Here is a 17,582-nt window from a genome sequence, read left to right on the forward strand (position 1 = left end):
GTGGATCGCCGGCATAACCGGATGCAACGCGTGCTTGCGCGCGGATTTTCAATCCGCCATGAAATGGCAATGAAGCCTTTGCATTGAAGCCCCTGTTCGCCGTGTCAGGCGCGGCCTTCCTCATTCTTGGACCAGTCGATGGGTTTGTTGCGCTGTTTCCTGCCTTGCCAGGTGATCGTCGGACCGCGCGGCGCCGCCGCCGGCGATGTCGAGATCAAGAATCGCAAGTGCGGCGGAGGTGAAACCATGGCGCTGCCCTGTGCCCTCCAGCGCCGGAGCGTTGCCGCATGAACCAGGTGGTGACGGCGAAGCCGGTGGGAGCCAGGCCCTTCTCGGTGTTCGAACGCATGGTGGCGTGGCGCTATCTGCGCTCGCGCCGCAACGAAACGATGATTTCCGTCATCGCGTCGATCTCTTTTCTCGGCATCATGCTGGGCGTTGCCACGCTGATCGTGGTGATGGCGGTGTTGAACGGTTTCCGAGCGGAGCTGCTGTCTCGGATCCTTGGCATCAACGGCCATCTCATCGTCACGCGGGTCGATCTGCCGCTGGAGGATTATGCCGAGCTTGCCAAGCGGATCAATGGTGTGGCGGGCGTCAAATACGCGATCCCGCTTGTCGAGGGCCAGGTGCTGGCCCAGGGCAATGTCGGCGCCGGCTCCGGCGCGCTGGTGCGCGGCATTAGGGGCGAGGATCTTGGCAAGCTCACCCTGCTTGCCAGCAACATCAAACAGGGGTCCACCGCCGGTTTCGATACGGCCGGCGGCGTCGCAATCGGCAGCCGCATGGCGGCAAATCTCGGCCTGGCGCCGGGTGACACCATCGCGCTGACCTCGCCTGACGGCGATGTCAGCTCGCTTGGCACGACAGCACGCCAGAAAGGTTATCCGGTGACGGCGATCTTCGAGGTCGGCATGTCGGAATATGACGCATCGATCGTCTTCATGCCGTTCTCTGAAGCGCAGACGTATTTCAATTCGGAAGGCAAGGCGCAGAGCCTCGAGATCTATGTCGACAACCCCGACGATGTCGACGCGCTGAAGCCCAAGGTCGAGGAGGCGGCGCAGCGGCCGATCTTCCTGACCGACTGGCGCCAGCGCAACCAGACCTTCTTCTCGGCGCTGCAGGTCCAGCGCAACGTCATGTTCATGATCCTGACGCTGATCGTGCTGGTGGCGGCGCTGAACATCATCTCCGGCCTGATCATGCTGGTGAAGGACAAGGGCCACGACATCGCCATCCTGCGTACGATGGGCGCGACGCGCGGGGCCATCATGCGCATCTTCCTGATGACCGGGGCGGCCATCGGCATGACCGGGACGCTCGCCGGCGTGCTGCTCGGCGTCGTCATCTGCCTCAATGTCGAGCGCATCAGGCAGTTCTTCTCGTGGCTGTCGGGGACCGTGCTGTTCAATCCCGAGCTCTATTTCCTGTCCCAGCTGCCGGCCAAGATGGATGTCAGCGAAACTGTCTCGGTGGTGCTGATGGCGCTGGTGCTGTCGTTCCTGGCGACGTTGTTTCCGGCATGGCGGGCGGCCGCGCTCGATCCGGTCGAAGCCCTGAGGTATGAATGATGGGCATCGAGCATGTCATCGAGCTCAAGGGCGTCGAGCGCCACTATGAGCAGGGTTCGCGCAAGCTGACGATCCTCAACAACGCCAACTTCTCGCTGAAGCCGGGCGAGATGGTGGCGCTGGTGGCGCCCTCGGGTGCCGGCAAGTCGACGCTGCTGCATACGGCTGGGCTGCTCGAGCGCCCCGATGCCGGCGACGTCATCCTGAACGGCCGCGCCTGCGGGCGGCTGTCCGACGACGAGCGCACCGCGATCCGTCGCAACGACGTCGGTTTCGTCTATCAGTTCCATCACCTGCTGCCCGAGTTCTCCGCGCTGGAGAATGTGATGATGCCGCAGCTGGTGAAGGGCCTGAGCCCCAAGCAGGCAAGCGAGCGGGCGGCACAGCTGCTCGACTACATGAAGATCGGCAAGCGCGCCCAGCACCGGCCGTCCGAGCTCTCTGGCGGCGAACAGCAGCGCGTGGCGATCGCGCGCGCCGTGGCCAATGCGCCGCTGGTTCTGCTGGCCGACGAGCCGACCGGCAATCTCGATCCGGTGACGGCAAGCTATGTATTCGACGCGCTGTCGGCGCTGGTGCGGCAATCGGGCCTGGCAGCGCTGATCGCCACCCACAACCACGAGCTGGCCGGGCGTATGGATCGCCGCGTCACGCTCGCCGAAGGCAAGATCGTCCCGCTGCGCTAGTCCGGTCGCTGCGGATGCGCCTGCCTTGTACCGGGCGAATCGCTGTCACCATTGCTGACACTGACGGTGCCGCGACCCAATCGTTAATGGGCGAAGGCCCCCGTTCGCCTGCATAAACCCTTCATTTACTGTCGAATCGCTTGCGGCAACTGGTTGGTATCCGGATGCAATGGCTCGCGTTGACATTTGAACAAAAATAGAACAAATTGAGAACATATTAAAAACAGGAGCAAACAGATGACCGAGCTGGTACAGGATGTCATTTCGATGGTCTGCATGAGCACCTTCCTCGTCACAATGGCGGTGTGGATCGGCGCACTCTGATTTGAGTGCCTGTTGGGCAGCGCTCGCTGGATCCCAACCTGAAACATGGCACCGGGTTGACCCGATGCCGACACCGTGCGGGCTGCAATCGCCACGACGGAAAAGGCTGAGCGAGCGCCGCTTGGCGCAAATGAATGGAAGCAGGCGCGGAGCTCAGCTGCCGCGCGGGAAGGCGGCCTCAGGCCGTCTTCCGGACGGGGGGCGCGGCGGTTTCGGCCGGCCCGAATATTTCTTCGAAGGCAGTCTTCAGCGCGACATCGAGATCGTCGATCGTCACCGGCAGGCCGAGGTCGACTAGGCTGGTGACGCCGTGGTCGGTGACGCCGCAGGGCACGATGCCGGAGAAATGACCGAGCTCCGGTTCGACGTTGATGGCGATGCCATGGAAGCTTACCCAGCGGCGCAAGCGAATGCCGATGGCGGCGATCTTGTCTTCCGCGGGCGAACCGTCGGGCAGGGCCGGGCGGTCCGGACGCACCACCCAGACGCCGACGCGGTCTTCACGGCGTTCACCCTTCACATTGAAGGCGGCAAGTGCCGAAATGATCCAGGCTTCGAGTGCGGCGACGAAGGCGCGGACGTCCTCGCGCCGACGCTTGAGGTCGAGCATGACATAGGCCACGCGCTGGCCGGGCCCGTGATAGGTGTATTCGCCACCACGCCCGGTCTTGAAGACGGGAAACCGGTCGGGCTCGACCAGGTCCTGTTCCTGGGCGCTGGTGCCGGCGGTGTATATTGGCGGGTGCTCGACCAGCCAGACCATTTCACCTGATGTGCCCTGGCGAATCGCGTCGGCGCGCTGTTCCATGTAGGCGAGCGCCTGATCATAGGGCGTGAGACCGGGTTCGATTCGCCATTCGACCGGCGCTGAACCGGGAAGGGCGAGAAACGACGTGGCGATCAGGCTGCGTTCGGTCATTCTTGGGGTCCGTTCGTCGACCTGATATGGCGGCTTGAGCATAAAACGTCCAGTGGTCAGGTCCGGAAAGCCGGCTATTGGTGCCCGCAGCAAGCGACTTCCCCTGGGGCATGCAAGAATGATGGACGAATATCGCACAGGGCGCTTGTTTCCCCGGAAACGATTTGCTACATGCCGCGAGCCGGTTCGGACCGGCCCTTCGTGACAGTGCGGTCGTGGCGGAATTGGTAGACGCGCAGCGTTGAGGTCGCTGTGGGGCAACCCGTGGAAGTTCGAGTCTTCTCGACCGCACCATCACAATATCAGGGCTTACCAATGCCTTGATTTCCCTAGCTCTTTTTCGAGGTGCGGGGAGTTTCCTTCGGTAGGTGCGGGCGTTGGGCGTTCACGATCTTTTCCGAAGCCTGCTTAGCCAAGCGCTTCCTGTCAGCCGTCTTTGTGTAGTGGCTGGCCATCGTTCCCCCGGTCCATCCGAATAGAGCTTCGAGTTCCGCGACAGTCGCCCCGGCATTGGCAGCGCGGGTCGCTCCAATCTTTCGAACTCCATGCGCTGATTTCTTGACGCCAGCTGCGTTGCAGGCCGATCGGAAATAGTTGCCGAACGTTTCCTTCGTCAGCGGCTGGCCATTATCCCCGACGATGAAAGCCAGATCGCCTGTAGGACCGATTGCCAGCGTGTCCGCAAGTGCCGGGAGAATGGGGATGTTGACCTCCATACCGGTCTTTTCGGTTTTCAGTGTCGCTACGCCGTCGCGCACATGCTGCCGGCCGATCGTCACCGCATCACCACGCCTCAGGCCGGTGTAAAGCAGGACGTGAAACCATACACGTTCCTTGGTGCCTGCAGCCCAACGCGCCTCATACGCAACGACATCATCATCCGTCCAAGCGGCGAAGCCATCGCCACCCTTGGGGCGGGACGGGTTCTTAACGCCCGCGGTCGGATCGACTGCGACGTGCTCCGCCTCGAGAGCCCACCGGAATAGTCCCCGCATGGCGTCAAGGAAATTGCGCGCCTGGGCAGGGGTAGCGGCGCGATCTTCCCGCCCTTGTAGGATTTTCTTGCGGCTGACAGCCTTGTAGGAGACGTGTCCAGCCTTATCGATCACGCCCTTGAAGATGTTGTCACGCTGCCTGCGGGTGGCGTCCGACAGGCCTAAATAGGCGGAGGAATCGCGATAGCGCTTGATCAGCCACTCAAGGCTTCCAACGCCGAGGAGCCGCTTCTTCGTTGGCTCCAGGCCGGCGAGCAGCGTCTGATACTCTTCGTTGAAATTCGGAGCGCCAAAGTCGGGGAGGCGGGAGCGCTTACCCTTGCCAATCCGAAAATAGTAAACCGCCTTCTTGTGGCGGTTGATTTCGCGGAAGACGTATTGCGGGAGCTTTTTCGGCATATTGTCGATCAAAGCCGAAAATCCTCGTCCTCGTCAATTTTGTCCTTGGCTGCGCCTTTGAGGATATCGTGATCTTCGGGGACAAGCTGCACCACCACGTCACCGATGTGGACAACGGCGATGTGCCCAGCCTTCGCGGCCCCCTTACAGATGGCCGTGACCTGCTTCTGCTTGAGTGCCAGCGCCCGCGTCATTCCGCCTGTTCCTTGCGTGTGGGGAGGGGTGCGTTGGCGAGTTGGAGCAGAACGTCAGCATGGCATGGCTGATCGAGCTTGCACCAACAAGCCACGCTCTTGCCGCGAAGGACGCTAATGTCCGGGAGCGGTGGCAGCGCGCTGCCATGTGCCCAGTGGCGCTCGCCTAACATCCAAGCCTTGAAAGCGCCCACGCAATTGCGGTTGGCGACTTCGACCGAGCCTTTATAGCCCGCATCCCAGAATGCCTCCGCCTTGAACGGGTTTCCCCACCGGGTAGAACGATCCACCTTCACGGTGTTCTCGGGCAGCTTCCAGCCCTTGCGACGGGAAAGTTGGACGCGCACGGGCTGGTCACTGGTCATGCTGCGGACCTCGCGTAAACGGCCGCCAGCGCCTGCTCAGTGCGCAGGATTGCTCGTCCTATGGCTTCTGGGATTTGCGGGACGACCGCGTCGCCGAACGCTTCGACGATGAGGCTTGCGGCAGAAGTCCCGAGTGGACCGCCGACTGCAATGCGCGTGCCAGCCACCCAGGCGGAAAGCCCATCATCCACCCGTAGGTGACCGGCAAGGCCGCTGTTCCACTCAGCCCATGGCTCTGGAGCAACGAAGCCAGTGCCCGCGCACCCGCCCACTTCAGCATAGACGGCGCTGTCAGGTTGCCCGTGGCCGTCGGCGTCAGCGACATCATCGACGGAATGTTCGGGCTTTTCACCTTCCCGCCCCCGCCATGCACTCCCAGACTGCCCTTCCGATCGCTCTTGAGCGGTGTTGGCATCATCCCGGCATGCTTCGACGGATAGCCTCTCAATTGGCTCAACACGTCGCCCCTGCCGCCCCTGTCCGCATCCGTCTTCCGCGGCGTGGCCAGCATCGTGCGTAGGTTGGTTCCGTTCGTCCTGTCCCGGTAGTCCGGGCCACGGGTAGCGTCGATCGCCAAGGGCGTCGGCAGCCGCGTCGCATTCGTCACAAGCCCAAGGCCAGCGGATCCCGTGTTTGCAGACGTGGCCGGGGCCGATAGGATCATTCGAAACGGATAGGTCGAACCCGCGCCGCCACCTTTGCCGCCCTGCATCCCGTCCGTGGCCATTGGCGTCGGCAGCATCGATTGCCGGATCATGGTCGCCGTCGAGTGTCGAACCGGACCAGTCCTGCCCATTCCCCCGCCGCGGTTGCTGCCGCTGTTCCCAGCTACTGGCGTTGGCAACTTGGGAAAGGTCGCATCCGATGAGCCAAGAGCGTGGTCGCTCGTGGTTTGCTCCGATGCCGGCGCCGCCTCGTCCATGACCAGCACGGACCACATACGACCAGCAGGCGTAGCCGATCGCTTCCAGCGCAGCGAGGACTGCGTCAGCGCCCCGAGTTCGGAGATTAGAGCTGTTCTCAAGAGCGAACCAACGAGGTCGGACTTCTCCGATGATGCGGATGGCTTCGAAGTAGAGGCCGCTTCGCTCACCTTCGACGCCTTTGCCCTTGGTGTTGGCGCTGCTGATGTCCTGGCAAGGGGGGCTTCCGACGACAACGTCTGGAAGATATCCGATGTCTCGAACAAGTCGATCTGCCGTGAGGGTGCAAACGTCATCGTAGATCAGCACTCCGGGGTTGTTCTGGGCGTAGAGCACGCGGCGCCAGGCCACGCTCTCGCAGGCGGCAACGGTCTTGAAACCGGCACGGTGAAGACCGAGCGACCAGCCACCGGCTGCCGCGCTGAACACGTCGAGAACACGAAGCCCGCTCATTCTGCGTTTCCCCCTTGCGCGCTGGCACTAGGGGCGGCGAGGGCGGCACAGCGGCGTCTGGTTTCATCGGCCTCCTTGTTGTCGCCGTAGTCGCAGTCTCCGCAAACGTGGCATTGGAGGACGGGGACGGAACAGCCGCAATCGGGACTGCAGCCGGCGTTGCAACCACCTATCGAAACCCATGTATGCCGACCGAGCTCCCGGCAGGTTGCACGTGCGGCTTCTCGCTCTAAGCGGGCGACCACTGCACGTGCCTCGTCCAATCGATTGGCAAGAGTGCTCATCGGTCGCTCTCCCCCACAGCCGGGGAGCGGCGCGAGGCGAGAACGATGCGCTTGCCAGCCTCAATGTCTCCGCTGATTTCATAGAGCTTGATTGCCAATTCGAACGGGTCGATCCCGTAGGAGCGCCAGAACAGCAGTTCGTTTTCCGAATGCTGTTGCTTGTGCTCTGCCGTCGTCAGGGGAAGCGTCCAACTGTCGTCGGGCTTCTGCTGCATGCCGGTGTGCTTCTTGCGATGCACGGCGCTGCCGATCCTGATGTGGCAGGCTTCACATCCGAACTGACCTGACAGCACGCTCGGCAGCTTCCGGATGAAAGCCAGATGCGCAGGGTCTTCCATGCGCTTGGTGGCCTTGGACGATTTGTCCAGCGAGAAGGCCGTTGCGGGGCGGGCGATCTGGAACATTACGCCACCTCGACCAGTTCGCAGGGAACGATGCCGGCTGTGCCCAGTTTGGTTATGGACCAACGAGGAGCACGCGCGATGCCTGGACCAAGAAGACCCATGCCCGGCGAAGAGCCGCCTAACCAGCAGCCGGGACGCGACCCGCCGCCGATCGACGAGCCGGACCCGGATCGCCTGCCGGACGAGGAACCGCTTCCAAACCCCGACGAAAACCCAATGCCGCCTTTGCATGCAGCAACACCGCCGAAGCCGTTCCCCGATCCAGATCCGTTACCACCGACACCGCCAGGGCCGGACCCAACGCCAGACCCACAGCCAGTACCAACGAGATAGAAGCCGCGCATTAGACGATCTCCCGCGGCTCGACACCGGCAATGCCGGCGATCAGTTCGAGGGTGTCGGCCATGTCCTGGGTGCCGTCGCAGACTGCCGAGCAGTTCCGCAGGATCGACATGCCCTTGTCTCGAGCAGCCTTCGTAACCGTCGGCGGGGTGGGGTTGTCACGGATGCCGCTGAACGGGTTCTTCAGCACCTCGGCTTCGCCTGGCCCGGTTGCCGCCCACAGCATCTTGGCGGTCTGCTTCAGCCAGTCGCGATCCTCCTGAGTGAGATCGGAGGCCGGCGACGCGTCAGGCCGATCCTGCGCTTCACTGTCGCCGGCCTCCGCTTCGCCGTCTCCGGCGGTCTGGTCGGCAGCGGAGCCGTCGAGGGGGATAGCGGCTCCGCTGCCAGCGTCCGACGACGGGGGGGAAGCGTCGGACGGTTCTTGATTGGTCGAAGGCTTGCGACCGAGCGTGTCGGTGACATGCCCCATGCTGAAACCTTCTTGGCTGTCCGCGGCGCGGTCGCCATTCGCCGCCTTTGCAGCGGCCAGCCTGTCGGACGGATCGCCACCGCCGGCATCGTTGATGTCGGTCTTCAGTTGGTCGGTGGCGCGGGCGATCGACTTGAAGGTTTCCTTCATGCCTTCAAGCGATGCCTGGCGCGGGCCCAGGCCCTTCCACCAATTCATCAGCGAGGCCATGCCGTTGTTGGCGGCGAGCAGCCCTTCGCGCTTGGCGCCTTCAAGCGCCTCGTCAAGCACCACGCCTTGGTCGCTCCACTGACGAACGGAACCGCCGGCATCGGTCGTGATCCGCCGTCCCTCGGCGAATGCGAACAGCAAATCTCCCGGGCATTTCTGGATCAGTGGGACGTGGGTGCCTTCGGCCAGCATCATCGAGACGGTCATCTCGTAGATGAACGACTTCTCCTGAACGACGACGAAGCCCTCGTTGACGATCTCGGTCTTGCCGTTCTGGCCCTTGACCTGCACGACCTTCTCTTTGACGCGGCAGCAGAAGATGAGGTGCGCCCTGGTCTGCAGAAGGCCGTTCATCAGCTTCTTGTGGCCGGCCTTTGGCTTCTGCCAGCAGTGCAGGCCGGCTCGCTTGGTTGACTGCTCAATGGCCTCGGCCTGCTCCAGCACGCCGCCGGTGCCTTCCCACTCATGAGAAATGCTGTCGACGATGATCGCCGTGTAACCAGCGTCCTCGAACGCCCGGATCGCCTCGACGTAGCGCTGCGAGCTGAAAGGCGGATCCAAGTCGATGACGTCGAAGCCGCCAGCCACGTCCGCATAGAAGCGGGACCGTTTGTTCTCGGTGTCGATGAACCCGATCTTGCCTTCCGGGCCGACCAGGCCACGAGCATAGAGCAGGGCACTGTAGGTCTTGCCCGAGCCGGACGGGCCGGCGATCGACGTCAAGGTGAAGGTCTTCTCGCGGACTGCGCGTTCGATTTTCATGATTATGCTGCCTCGGCCGGAATGGACGGCTCGTTGTCGATCTGCTTTTCGAGGAAGTCGGACGGCGAGGCCGTGAGCCCGGAGCCGTAATAGGTCGGCCACTCGCCGCGCTGCATGCACTCGGCGAAGATGTTCAGGGCGGCGCGGTTCTGCCGCTGGCCGAGCCAGACGTACTGATTGTCCAGCGGCTTGATGTTGTAGGCATAGGGGCGCTTCGGCTCGATGAAGAGCAGCACGTGGTCCGTGACCCGTACCTTCGTGATCTCTTCCAGGGCCGAGCTGATCAGCCCCATCTGCATGTGGTAGCCGTACTTCTTGATCGCCGTCAGGCAGCCGCGCTCGCTGGCGTCCGCCGTGGTCTTGAGGTCGGCGACGACGGTATCCGTCGGGATGCAATCGGGCCGCGCCTTTACCCAGACGCCAGTGCGGTCGCGGTAGATGATGCTGCGCTCGACACGACCGTCCAGATGGTCACGGAACGTCCGGTCATTGGCGACGCGGTTGGCCATGCCTTCGATCTGTTCAACCGCATCGCGGCGCAGAACCATCTTGCCGGCCTTGACGGTCTCGTCTCGCCACTCGCGGGCCGCCTTCGTCTTGAAGTCGGGGAACTCGTCAGGGAGGATCGCGAACTTCTCCCAGAAGCCGCTCTCGCCGAGCAGCAGGGTATGCACGGCATGGCCAAGGCTGAAATGGTCCTTCGGCTCTTTGTCGGCACGGTCTGGGTTGAGATAGCTGTTGTCCCAGTACTTGAGCGGGCAACCATCGGGAGGCGCGATCTCACGCAGGCCGCTCGACGAGATGGACGGGCCGTCGCAGCAATCGCTGTGGTAGACCTCGATCGGCAAGCCGGAGTAGATGCCGGACTTGGTGATCTTGCCGCCATCCCAACGGATGTCGCGGCGCAAGTTGCCCATCACGTTCAGCGCGGCCTGGCCGGCGGTGACAACACCGTCGATATCGGTTTCGATAGTCGGAGTACGGCTGTTCATGGCAAAACCTCTGCGACGTGACCCATGAGGATCGCGAAGGCCAAAGCGAGCCAGACGAGGTCCGATGGGTGAAGGTTGTTGATGAGCTTGGTCACGCCGCCGCCCTCTGATCGGCCTGCATGCGGTCAAGAACCGCTAGGGCGTTGTCGACGTGGGACTGGGCGAGGATCAGGCTGGATTGGGTGCAGGGCAGCCCATGAGCCGCGTCGTCCTTCCAAATACCGATCCAGGCGCCGAGGTCGTTCAGGTTCTCGCGGATGATGCGGGCGTCGGTGTTCGCTTGAGCGGCCATCACGCTGCCTCTACGATCAGGCGAGCCGAGTTGAAGGCGGCAGGCGTAAGCTTGCGCTGCCACGCCGAGTTCCGCGGCGACCAGTTCCAGGCAGAGCCCATTAGGGCTTTGATGGTGTCAGGGTCAGGTTTGCCGCCGAACAGGATTTGCACGCGGTCGAGGTCGTAGTTCTTGACGATCTGAACTCCGTTGAGCTCGACTGTCTCGCAGCCTGCCGGCGCGTTTGGGTCGCGCACCGGCTCCGGTTCTCCGATCTTCTGGATGGCCTTGAGAGCCTGAGCGGCGAACTTCGTCGACCATGCCCACATTTCATTGGTGCGGCGATCGTAGGTGTCCATGCGCTTGCGGTTGCGATCGACCGGGAAGCGAGCAGGGCCGACGATCATCGGCGACATGCAACGCGAGTACGCGGCCCAGACGATGTTCTGCCACCGGACGTAGCCGAGGCGGTATTGCTCTGTGCGCTCCTCGGCGAACGTTACTTTCTCGGGGCTGTCAGCCTTCTGTGCCAGAAGTGCCCAGAGGGAATTCACGGCCTGCACATAGGAGGCGATGTCGCTGTCGGCCCGACGTTCCGGGCTGTGGCTCATGCCAGCGTACGCGCGGGCGCCAGCCTTGCGGTCCAGGTCTTCCGTCAGTGGTTCGCGGTAGGCCATTACGCCGCCTCCCTCTGGCCGAAGGTGCCGGCGAGGATCGCGCGCAGATCAGCGAGGAATGCCACGCGGCGGGCCTGATAGGCTTCGCTCGGATTGTTGGTGCGCTTGGCGACCCACTGGGCCATTGCCCATTCAGCGCCTTCAATGGTGGCGTTCAGGCCGTAGGCGAAATCGTTGATCGCGATTGTCTTGAAACCGTCGGCGTCAACGTCGCCGCGCTCACGCTTCATGCGGAGTGCATCCTTGAGGAGCGTCGGCTTGGTCTTGGGGAGAAGGCTGTTCATCTCGGTTCCCTCTGCCAGCAGATCGGCCCGGCGGGCTTCTTCGTGTTGGCTTGATGAGAACGTGTGTAGCGCTTATCGCTACATCGGTCAACATGATTGTAGCGAAAGGCGCTACATTTTTCTTGACTTGCAAGGTGCTGTGGAGCGAAAACGTCTCCACGAGCGGCGACCGGGTGCAACTCCCGTGCAGGTGAAGCCGCAGGCGCGGGAAGCGAAAGTCCTACCGTGCTGCCTGAAAGTGAGGACGGATTGCCGAGAGGCGTTCTGCCGAATGCGACCGACCGACCGACGGTTCAAGTCGCTGGCACGGTTTCCCCGGCCTTGTGGCGAAAGCCATGGGGTAGGGGGAAGCCTTGCCTGCTCCCTCCCTTCACTCGGGTTCAAAACCGAAAATTCACGATCACAGATTAACCATTAATGAGAAGGAGAATCTTCCTATGGCTGAGACTTCAATCGAATGGACTGATGCCACGTGGAATCCGGTCGCGGGCTGCACGATCCTGACCGCGGGATGCACCAACTGCTACGCCATGCGAATGGCGGCGCGCCTCGACGCGATGGGCGTAGAAAAATATGCTGGCCTGACACGCAAGACCGGCGGCCGGGCGAAGTGGACCGGCAAGATCTACCTTGATCGAAAAGCGCTATCGATCCCGGTGTCGTGGTCGAAGCCGCGCCAGGTCTTCGTCAACTCGATGTCCGACCTGTTCCATTCAGATGTGCCGGCAGAGTTCATCGCCGAAGTGTGGCAGGTGATGGCAGATACGCCGCGCCACACCTATCAGATTCTCACAAAACGGCCCGACCGCATGGTCGATATCGTGCCTGGTCTTACGAAGCTTCCGAACGTCTGGCTTGGGACGAGCGTCGAGGATAGCCGCGTGCTCTACCGGATAGACGAACTGCGCAATGTCCCGGCCACCGTCCGCTTCATTTCGTTCGAGCCATTGATCGGCTCCGTCGCTGGCGCCAGCCTGAAAGACATCCACTGGGCGATCGTTGGTGGAGAGAGTGGCCCGAATGCGCGACACATGGAGCCGGCTTGGGTCGACGAGATCGAGAGCATGTGTCGCCGAAACGGCACCGCGTTCTTTTTCAAGCAATGGGGCGGCCGGAACAAGAAGGCCACCGGTCGGCTACTCAACGGCCGGACGTATGACGAGATGCCGGCGACAGCTTCGGTTTAAGTATGTGATTGCCGATCTTGGTAGCCAAGCCGATGGCTTTGGGTTCCGGGTTTGAGATCGCTAGAAACAGCGAAAACGATGGTACGTTCTTGTCGCTTCGCAAGCGCAGTGGCGGCAAGACTTTGGGGAACAGGGATTTCAATCGTCCCTCAACAAATGTTTCCATAGCTGCCACGTCAGCTATGCGCTGGTGCGTCTCGTCGACGGGGCCGAGCAGATCGGTCTTTGTCTCACGGGCGTACCAGGCATCCTCCCATTCAGGAGTGCCGAGCATCCGGGTAATTGCAGCCTTCTTCTTTGGCGTCAGGTTTGCTGGATCGTGAGACGCCTGACGGAAAAGGCCTGCGAGTGATACGAGGTACCAGACGTCGATCGCTTCAGTGTCCCTGATGAGTTGCAAAGTCGACCAGTCGACCGCCATTCCGTAGGGGTCGAGGAACATTACAGCCCGTTTGCCTGCCCACCGTCGTTCGGCCAATTCCGCACGGATTGCATCGTTCGCATCGCCCTTCACGACGTCAATCCTGCGATTGGGATAGCTCGATGCCAGGGCCTCCAAGGCTTTGCAGTGCGCCTTTTTCTTGTCCATAAAGACCACCCGATCGAAGGGCGGTTTGACGTCGAGGGCAATGCGGGCGGAACCTCGGAGACGCTCCATCCTCTCCTCGATGGCTGGCATGAAAAGGGTCTCTGGCTGAGCCTTATGCTTGACCGTCCGGACGCCAGTGCCGGCGAACGCATCGATGTACCAAAGCTCCGAGAAGTACGGGCGCAATGCCGTTGAAAAGGCGGTTAGGTAGTCCTCTATGAGCTTCAGCTTCAGGTCAGTCGATACTCCACCAAACTCATGATCGTCCATCCCCACGCCCCCCCAGAGCTATTCCAGAATCTTCCGTTGTTCTTCGAGCAGTACCCTGCAGGCCTTGATGACCTCGACAGCTTCCATGAGCATTGTTGACACGCGATCGGCTGGAAACAGATCAATCGCGCTGGCCATCGAGTTGAGTTCGAAAACGATATCGCCTTGGCCTGCATCGTTCGCAGGCGTCTCGGAATAGTTGATCAGTTCACGGTAGTGGCTGATCGTGGACGCGGCGCGCTGGAGCAGCCGTGCCTTTTCTTGTTCGGTCAATCTGTCAGTCTCATTCGCGGCGCGGATTAATTCGGAGATGAAGGCGCCGGCCATATTCAATCTCGGCTCATTCGGTTGGATCCCGACAGCCTCCCCACGGCTGCTTTGGTCCCGCCATCTTCAACGTTAGGGATAATAGCGCAAGAGAGGAATTTGTTCCTCTTTCGTTCTTGACTCTGTCAATAGGACAGCGTTCCTATTGGGCATTCAACAAGAACGCCATGGGAGGCGAGTATGAGTGCAATGTACGTAGTCCAGAGCTATCAGCCCGGTAAGCGCGGCGCGATCGTAGCAGACACTCCGGTCGTCGCGCGAGATGTGGTTCACGCGAAGCAGCTCGCGGAGCGGCTCGCCGGCAGAAAGCCCCTGGTCGTGGCCTTCGTCCGGGAGGGCGACGCCATTACGGGTGATTTCGAGGAGCCGAAGTTGATCGCCGCATATGGCGAGCTGCCCGAAGAGATGAACGAAATGCAGCGTGTCTAACGGAGCGGGCGGGGGCGAGAATGGCGATAAGTCACCAGGTCAAGCAGCGCTTTGCCTCGCGGAATGAGGAAATTGTTGCCGGCCTGATCGAGGCGGCCGGTGCGGTTCCACCGCTGGATCCGGTCATCGTTATCAAGCGGAAAGCAGCCGAGATTTCTACTTTGATGGCTCTACTACATGGCGGGGAATGGTGGATTCATGTTGATCATGAGGTTGGTCTGGTGACAGTGGCACGCCATTCTTAGCCCTGGCGGCCTTGATCATTGACATGAGACCTTTGACATCCAGGTCAGTCAAACCCACGATGCGTCGCAGGGCCCCCTCAATCGCTCTTTGACCGTCGATCGGCTCGTCTACGTCTGAGGCCTTGAGGGGGGCTTGCCGCTTCACTCGCTCGGCGGGCTCGCTAATCTGTCGATCCGGCCGGAGTGCGCCAAAGGAACCCAGAATCTCATCGGGAAGCGGGTATCCAGTAATCTCAGCTAGCGCCACAACTTCCTCGAGGCTCGTGCGACGAGGCTTTGTCCCCGCAGACCCGGGAGCTTTTGACATCTTTCCTATGATGCTTCTGTCTTGAGTTTCTCGACCAAGCTTCTCGTAAAGACGCCGGGACAAATCCGAGCCGGACATCCCGGACGCGTGATGTGCTTGGCGAACCCATTCGTGCAATTTCAACATCTTATCGGTGTAGCGAAAAGCGCGACGATCTTGTGAAGCGATAATCGCAACAATTGGGTTGCGAAATGTAGCGAAAAGCGCTACGAATGCTTCCATGGAACCCGCAAAGAGCATTGTCGATCGCCTCGGTGGCCCAAACGCTGTGTCGGCCATTGTTGGCGTTCATAGGACCCGTGTTTATGGGTGGATGCGCAGTCGCGAGGACGGAGGCACCGGTGGTGTTATCCCTCTGAAGCACGCTCATGCGCTCCTCGCCGCTGCTGCTGACAAGGGCATCCCCCTGACCGCGGCTGAATTCTTCCCTGCCTCTGAGACAGTAGCATGAGCCTGGTGCACCAGATCATGCCGGCTGGTGAGCAGCCTATTTCGTCGCTCATCCGCTATGACGCCGCTTGCCGGGCTCTCGCCGAGGCGAAGTCCGTCGACGACGTAAAGGACATCCGCGACCACGCCGAGGCTATGCGTGCCTACGCAAGGCAGGCGAAAAACCAGCAACTCGAGGTCGATGCCGCCGAGATAAGGATCAGAGCCGAGCGCCGCCTCGGTCAGCTGATCGAAGCGCAGAAAGACACAGTCGGTCTGAATACGGGCGCTCTTCGCCGTGGGTTGCAAGAAAACCCACGGGACGATCGGCCAACCCTCGCAGAAGCTGGCATCGACAAGAACCTCGCCAATCGTGCCCGCAAGATGGCCGCTATCCCCGAGGCCGAGTTCACCGAGATCGTCTCCGAATGGCGCGGACGCGTCGAGCGGGAGAACGAGCGGGTTTCCGTCAATCTGGTGAAGTCGGGCGAGCGACATGTGGCGAAGCAACGGCCGGCCGGCATCCGCGTCGACGACGAAGAGCAGCAATACAACGATCTGCAGAATGCCTGGAATTGCGCTGCCCATGCGGCTCGCGTCCATTTCCTGGCCGTAAACGAACTTCAATTCCAAGCGAAAGCCTCCGAGGACAACGGTGCGACAGGCAAAGCCACGATGAGGCCAGCCGACTGCATGACGGGAGAGGTGAGTAGGGTCGATGCTGGCCGAACAGCATCTGCAACGTCTGAGACCATGGACGTGACGGGCGGAGAGAGTGCCGCAACCAATTCCCAATTGGACGGCGGCGCATTCGTTGCAGTGAAGGGCAAGGCCCGACTGGCGAACGCCGATAGCGTTGAACCGTCGCTGTCCAATGCCCATTCGGTGCCTTCCTCCTCCCAGGCAACCGAACAGACCGGAGCGGTGCCCGTCATCCCCGCCGCTCCGGTCGCACCCTACAAGGCGTTGAGCAAAGCCGATCAGATCCGGCAGCTCCGTCCTCATTGCCAGCACCCTGGAACTGATCTCTGCGGGGGCTCCGGCCGCAACCACTGCCACGCTTGCAAGAAGCTGATGGCGGAAGGCGAGGCAGCATGAGTCATGATCATCATCACCTCGCGATCTGGGCCGCAGTCGACAAGATCGCAGCGGATGCCGGCCTGTCGACTTCGGGTCTGGCAAAACTGGCTGGTCTGGACTCCACGGCGTTTAACCGCAGCGCCCGGGTAAAACCCAATGGCCGGCTGCGGTGGCCTTCAACTGAAACGATAGCGCGAGTTCTCTCAGTCACTGACCGGGACATGGACGATTTCGCCCGGATCTGCCGCGAGGTCGCGGCATGACCTTGTTGGCAATCTCACTCTACGCGCTTGGCGTTGTGGCGGGCTTGGCGGCCATCCACACCGAAGGCGCCGACGGGCGGAATAAACCCGCGCGCCTGGGTGAATGGGTCGTCGTCATTGGCTGGCCTGTTTCGGTATCCGCCACAATTGGCTTCGTGGCGTTTCGGTTCGTTCGCACGGGTTGGCGCCCATGAGAACGGCAACTGCAACTGCACACTCTGACGGGCTCGGCGGTTCTGATGAGTGCGCATGGTTCGATCCTTTCATGGATCTGACGTTGGACTACTCCGACGGGACACCCCGCCTTGTGGGCTACCCGGCGGTTACTCCCGGCCATCCACGGTTCGAATGTAACCGTGGAGACCTGGAATGTGCGGCAAACGTTTTTCCGAGCGCGGAAAAAGTTCTTCCGAGGGCGGCATGAGTACCGTTGCATTGAATGAAGCAAAGACCTGGGCCGACGCTCTGCATGATGCGGAGTTTCGAGGCCGGAAAGACACTGACGGGGCGGCAAGGTTCCGGCTTTCGAAGCGGATCGGGGTTCGCGAGAGCTACCTCTATCGGCTCCAGTACAAGGTCGGGGAAATGTCAGACGTGGCCGGTGAGGCATATCGCCGGCTGAAGCTCGCCTACGACCACCTGTGCGAGGCAACCGAGGCCGCCGCCGACCGCAAAGACGCTCAGCGGCACGAACTTAAGGCAATCCGAGATGCGGTTAACCAAAGGCCTGCGCAGGTGGGCACGAGCGACTTTGATGCTCGAAATTGAACGGATGCGGCATCGGCCTGCGCGGGGCTTCGTCTTCGTAGCGGCCGGTGCAGCAGCGGCGATCCTGGTGACGATCTGGGCCATGGACGCCAACGGAATGGCGATCACGCAACGACCAACAACCCAGCGCGCCACTGTGTGGTGAGGAGGAGAACGAC

General features: G+C 61.6%; 22 protein-coding genes and 1 tRNA gene. 10 read left to right on the forward strand and 13 right to left on the reverse strand.

Translation table 11 applies throughout. The features are described from left to right. Window positions 1-287 precede the first annotated feature (287 nt). Together DY201_RS12880 and DY201_RS12885 are read left to right on the forward strand one after the other, a co-directional pair. Window positions 288-1,574, forward strand: a complete 1,287-nt coding sequence (locus tag DY201_RS12880; protein WP_115731540.1) for a lipoprotein-releasing ABC transporter permease subunit — start codon at window positions 288-290, stop codon at window positions 1,572-1,574. Beyond that, window positions 1,574-2,260 carry an ABC transporter ATP-binding protein gene (locus tag DY201_RS12885; RefSeq protein WP_115731541.1) on the forward strand — a complete coding sequence of 229 codons (687 nt, stop codon included), beginning with the start codon at window positions 1,574-1,576 and terminating at the stop codon, window positions 2,258-2,260. The genes DY201_RS12880 and DY201_RS12885 overlap by 1 nt, the downstream gene beginning before the upstream one ends. Window positions 2,261-2,762: 502 nt before the next feature. Here the strand turns inward: DY201_RS12885 and lipB are convergent. Further along, window positions 2,763-3,503 carry a lipoyl(octanoyl) transferase LipB gene (gene lipB / locus DY201_RS12890; RefSeq protein ID WP_115733762.1) on the reverse strand — a complete coding sequence of 247 codons (741 nt, stop codon included), beginning with the start codon at window positions 3,501-3,503 and terminating at the stop codon, window positions 2,763-2,765. A 209-nt stretch (window positions 3,504-3,712) separates the two neighbouring features. Between lipB and DY201_RS12895 the strand changes: the two genes are divergently transcribed. Continuing rightward, window positions 3,713-3,797: transfer RNA gene (locus DY201_RS12895), tRNA-Leu, on the forward strand. Window positions 3,798-3,832: 35 nt separating this feature from the next. Here DY201_RS12895 and DY201_RS12900 read toward each other — a convergent pair. From DY201_RS12900 to DY201_RS12945, 10 genes are all read right to left on the reverse strand, one after another. After that, complete coding sequence (locus DY201_RS12900; RefSeq protein WP_245431981.1) at window positions 3,833-4,909, reverse strand: tyrosine-type recombinase/integrase; 1,077 nt, start codon at window positions 4,907-4,909, stop codon at window positions 3,833-3,835. Beyond that, window positions 4,906-5,091 carry a hypothetical protein gene (locus tag DY201_RS12905; RefSeq protein ID WP_115731542.1) on the reverse strand — a complete coding sequence of 62 codons (186 nt, stop codon included), beginning with the start codon at window positions 5,089-5,091 and terminating at the stop codon, window positions 4,906-4,908. The genes DY201_RS12900 and DY201_RS12905 overlap by 4 nt, the downstream gene beginning before the upstream one ends. Then, a complete protein-coding gene (locus DY201_RS12910; RefSeq protein WP_115731543.1) occupies window positions 5,088-5,456 on the reverse strand; it encodes a DUF4326 domain-containing protein in 369 nt (122 codons plus the stop codon). Before DY201_RS12910 ends, DY201_RS12905 begins: the two co-directional genes overlap by 4 nt. After that, entirely contained in the window at window positions 5,453-6,832 is a 1,380-nt protein-coding gene (locus tag DY201_RS12915; protein ID WP_115731544.1) for a DNA cytosine methyltransferase, read from the reverse strand. Before DY201_RS12915 ends, DY201_RS12910 begins: the two co-directional genes overlap by 4 nt. A gap of 280 nt (window positions 6,833-7,112) precedes the next feature. Continuing rightward, complete coding sequence (locus DY201_RS12920) at window positions 7,113-7,520, reverse strand: hypothetical protein (protein WP_245431982.1); 408 nt, start codon at window positions 7,518-7,520, stop codon at window positions 7,113-7,115. Window positions 7,521-7,863: 343 nt separating this feature from the next. Continuing rightward, the gene (locus DY201_RS12925; protein WP_207904332.1) at window positions 7,864-9,306 is read right to left on the reverse strand and encodes an AAA family ATPase; all 1,443 of its coding nucleotides are present in this window, start codon (window positions 9,304-9,306) and stop codon (window positions 7,864-7,866) included. A gap of 2 nt (window positions 9,307-9,308) precedes the next feature. Next, window positions 9,309-10,298 carry a PD-(D/E)XK nuclease-like domain-containing protein gene (locus tag DY201_RS12930; protein WP_245431983.1) on the reverse strand — a complete coding sequence of 330 codons (990 nt, stop codon included), beginning with the start codon at window positions 10,296-10,298 and terminating at the stop codon, window positions 9,309-9,311. Between the two features lie 91 nt (window positions 10,299-10,389). Continuing rightward, window positions 10,390-10,590 carry a hypothetical protein gene (locus DY201_RS12935; protein ID WP_115731545.1) on the reverse strand — a complete coding sequence of 67 codons (201 nt, stop codon included), beginning with the start codon at window positions 10,588-10,590 and terminating at the stop codon, window positions 10,390-10,392. After that, window positions 10,590-11,246 (reverse strand): hypothetical protein, encoded by a 657-nt coding sequence (locus DY201_RS12940; protein WP_115731546.1) that lies wholly within the window; start codon window positions 11,244-11,246, stop codon window positions 10,590-10,592. The genes DY201_RS12935 and DY201_RS12940 overlap by 1 nt, the downstream gene beginning before the upstream one ends. Then, complete coding sequence (locus DY201_RS12945) at window positions 11,246-11,530, reverse strand: hypothetical protein (protein WP_115731547.1); 285 nt, start codon at window positions 11,528-11,530, stop codon at window positions 11,246-11,248. Before DY201_RS12945 ends, DY201_RS12940 begins: the two co-directional genes overlap by 1 nt. Window positions 11,531-11,967: 437 nt before the next feature. On the opposite strand from DY201_RS12945, the gene DY201_RS12950 reads away from it, so the two are divergent. Next, entirely contained in the window at window positions 11,968-12,717 is a 750-nt protein-coding gene (locus tag DY201_RS12950) for a DUF5131 family protein (RefSeq protein WP_115731548.1), read from the forward strand. On the opposite strand, the gene DY201_RS12955 is transcribed toward DY201_RS12950, so the two are convergent. Both DY201_RS12955 and DY201_RS12960 read right to left on the reverse strand, forming a co-directional pair. Then, complete coding sequence (locus DY201_RS12955) at window positions 12,671-13,576, reverse strand: three-Cys-motif partner protein TcmP (protein ID WP_115731549.1); 906 nt, start codon at window positions 13,574-13,576, stop codon at window positions 12,671-12,673. The two genes, DY201_RS12950 and DY201_RS12955, sit on opposite strands and share 47 nt — an antisense overlap. An 18-nt stretch (window positions 13,577-13,594) precedes the next feature. Further along, window positions 13,595-13,903, reverse strand: a complete 309-nt coding sequence (locus DY201_RS12960) for a hypothetical protein (RefSeq protein ID WP_115731550.1) — start codon at window positions 13,901-13,903, stop codon at window positions 13,595-13,597. A 180-nt stretch (window positions 13,904-14,083) separates the two neighbouring features. On the opposite strand from DY201_RS12960, the gene DY201_RS12965 reads away from it, so the two are divergent. The 6 genes from DY201_RS12965 to DY201_RS29030 all read left to right on the forward strand — a co-directional run bounded on the left by DY201_RS12965 (window position 14,084) and on the right by DY201_RS29030 (window position 17,569). Then, window positions 14,084-14,332, forward strand: a complete 249-nt coding sequence (locus DY201_RS12965; RefSeq protein ID WP_245431984.1) for a hypothetical protein — start codon at window positions 14,084-14,086, stop codon at window positions 14,330-14,332. Window positions 14,333-14,352: 20 nt separating this feature from the next. Then, window positions 14,353-14,577, forward strand: a complete 225-nt coding sequence (locus tag DY201_RS28725) for a hypothetical protein (protein ID WP_131922313.1) — start codon at window positions 14,353-14,355, stop codon at window positions 14,575-14,577. Window positions 14,578-15,331: 754 nt separating this feature from the next. Beyond that, window positions 15,332-16,411 carry a hypothetical protein gene (locus DY201_RS12980; RefSeq protein ID WP_115731554.1) on the forward strand — a complete coding sequence of 360 codons (1,080 nt, stop codon included), beginning with the start codon at window positions 15,332-15,334 and terminating at the stop codon, window positions 16,409-16,411. Beyond that, window positions 16,408-16,656 carry a helix-turn-helix transcriptional regulator gene (locus DY201_RS28730; RefSeq protein WP_131922311.1) on the forward strand — a complete coding sequence of 83 codons (249 nt, stop codon included), beginning with the start codon at window positions 16,408-16,410 and terminating at the stop codon, window positions 16,654-16,656. Before DY201_RS12980 ends, DY201_RS28730 begins: the two co-directional genes overlap by 4 nt. 369 nt (window positions 16,657-17,025) lie before the next feature. Then, the gene (locus DY201_RS12990) at window positions 17,026-17,424 is read left to right on the forward strand and encodes a hypothetical protein (RefSeq protein ID WP_131922309.1); all 399 of its coding nucleotides are present in this window, start codon (window positions 17,026-17,028) and stop codon (window positions 17,422-17,424) included. After that, the gene (locus DY201_RS29030) at window positions 17,411-17,569 is read left to right on the forward strand and encodes a hypothetical protein (protein ID WP_165915885.1); all 159 of its coding nucleotides are present in this window, start codon (window positions 17,411-17,413) and stop codon (window positions 17,567-17,569) included. Before DY201_RS12990 ends, DY201_RS29030 begins: the two co-directional genes overlap by 14 nt. Window positions 17,570-17,582: the final 13 nt, after the last annotated feature.

The sequence above is a fragment of the Aminobacter aminovorans genome, from assembly GCF_900445235.1.
Classification (GTDB): domain Bacteria; phylum Pseudomonadota; class Alphaproteobacteria; order Rhizobiales; family Rhizobiaceae; genus Aminobacter; species Aminobacter aminovorans.

Bases quoted from the DNA above. Each gene is read 5' to 3' on its own strand.
- DY201_RS12880 (WP_115731540.1), top strand. From the start codon at position 288: ATGAACCAGGTGGTGACGGCGAAGCCGGTGGGAGCCAGGCCCTTCTCG.
- DY201_RS12885 (WP_115731541.1), top strand. From the start codon at position 1,574: ATGGGCATCGAGCATGTCATCGAGCTCAAGGGCGTCGAGCGCCACTAT.
- lipB (WP_115733762.1), bottom strand. From the start codon at position 3,503: ATGACCGAACGCAGCCTGATCGCCACGTCGTTTCTCGCCCTTCCCGGT.
- DY201_RS12905 (WP_115731542.1), bottom strand. From the start codon at position 5,091: ATGACGCGGGCGCTGGCACTCAAGCAGAAGCAGGTCACGGCCATCTGT.
- DY201_RS12910 (WP_115731543.1), bottom strand. From the start codon at position 5,456: ATGACCAGTGACCAGCCCGTGCGCGTCCAACTTTCCCGTCGCAAGGGC.
- DY201_RS12915 (WP_115731544.1), bottom strand. From the start codon at position 6,832: ATGAGCGGGCTTCGTGTTCTCGACGTGTTCAGCGCGGCAGCCGGTGGC.
- DY201_RS12920 (WP_245431982.1), bottom strand. From the start codon at position 7,520: ATGTTCCAGATCGCCCGCCCCGCAACGGCCTTCTCGCTGGACAAATCG.
- DY201_RS12925 (WP_207904332.1), bottom strand. From the start codon at position 9,306: ATGAAAATCGAACGCGCAGTCCGCGAGAAGACCTTCACCTTGACGTCG.
- DY201_RS12930 (WP_245431983.1), bottom strand. From the start codon at position 10,298: ATGAACAGCCGTACTCCGACTATCGAAACCGATATCGACGGTGTTGTC.
- DY201_RS12935 (WP_115731545.1), bottom strand. From the start codon at position 10,590: ATGGCCGCTCAAGCGAACACCGACGCCCGCATCATCCGCGAGAACCTG.
- DY201_RS12940 (WP_115731546.1), bottom strand. From the start codon at position 11,246: ATGGCCTACCGCGAACCACTGACGGAAGACCTGGACCGCAAGGCTGGC.
- DY201_RS12945 (WP_115731547.1), bottom strand. From the start codon at position 11,530: ATGAACAGCCTTCTCCCCAAGACCAAGCCGACGCTCCTCAAGGATGCA.
- DY201_RS12950 (WP_115731548.1), top strand. From the start codon at position 11,968: ATGGCTGAGACTTCAATCGAATGGACTGATGCCACGTGGAATCCGGTC.
- DY201_RS12955 (WP_115731549.1), bottom strand. From the start codon at position 13,576: ATGGACGATCATGAGTTTGGTGGAGTATCGACTGACCTGAAGCTGAAG.
- DY201_RS12960 (WP_115731550.1), bottom strand. From the start codon at position 13,903: ATGGCCGGCGCCTTCATCTCCGAATTAATCCGCGCCGCGAATGAGACT.
- DY201_RS12965 (WP_245431984.1), top strand. From the start codon at position 14,084: ATGAGTGCAATGTACGTAGTCCAGAGCTATCAGCCCGGTAAGCGCGGC.
- DY201_RS28725 (WP_131922313.1), top strand. From the start codon at position 14,353: ATGGCGATAAGTCACCAGGTCAAGCAGCGCTTTGCCTCGCGGAATGAG.
- DY201_RS12980 (WP_115731554.1), top strand. From the start codon at position 15,332: ATGAGCCTGGTGCACCAGATCATGCCGGCTGGTGAGCAGCCTATTTCG.
- DY201_RS28730 (WP_131922311.1), top strand. From the start codon at position 16,408: ATGAGTCATGATCATCATCACCTCGCGATCTGGGCCGCAGTCGACAAG.
- DY201_RS12990 (WP_131922309.1), top strand. From the start codon at position 17,026: ATGTGCGGCAAACGTTTTTCCGAGCGCGGAAAAAGTTCTTCCGAGGGC.
- DY201_RS29030 (WP_165915885.1), top strand. From the start codon at position 17,411: ATGCTCGAAATTGAACGGATGCGGCATCGGCCTGCGCGGGGCTTCGTC.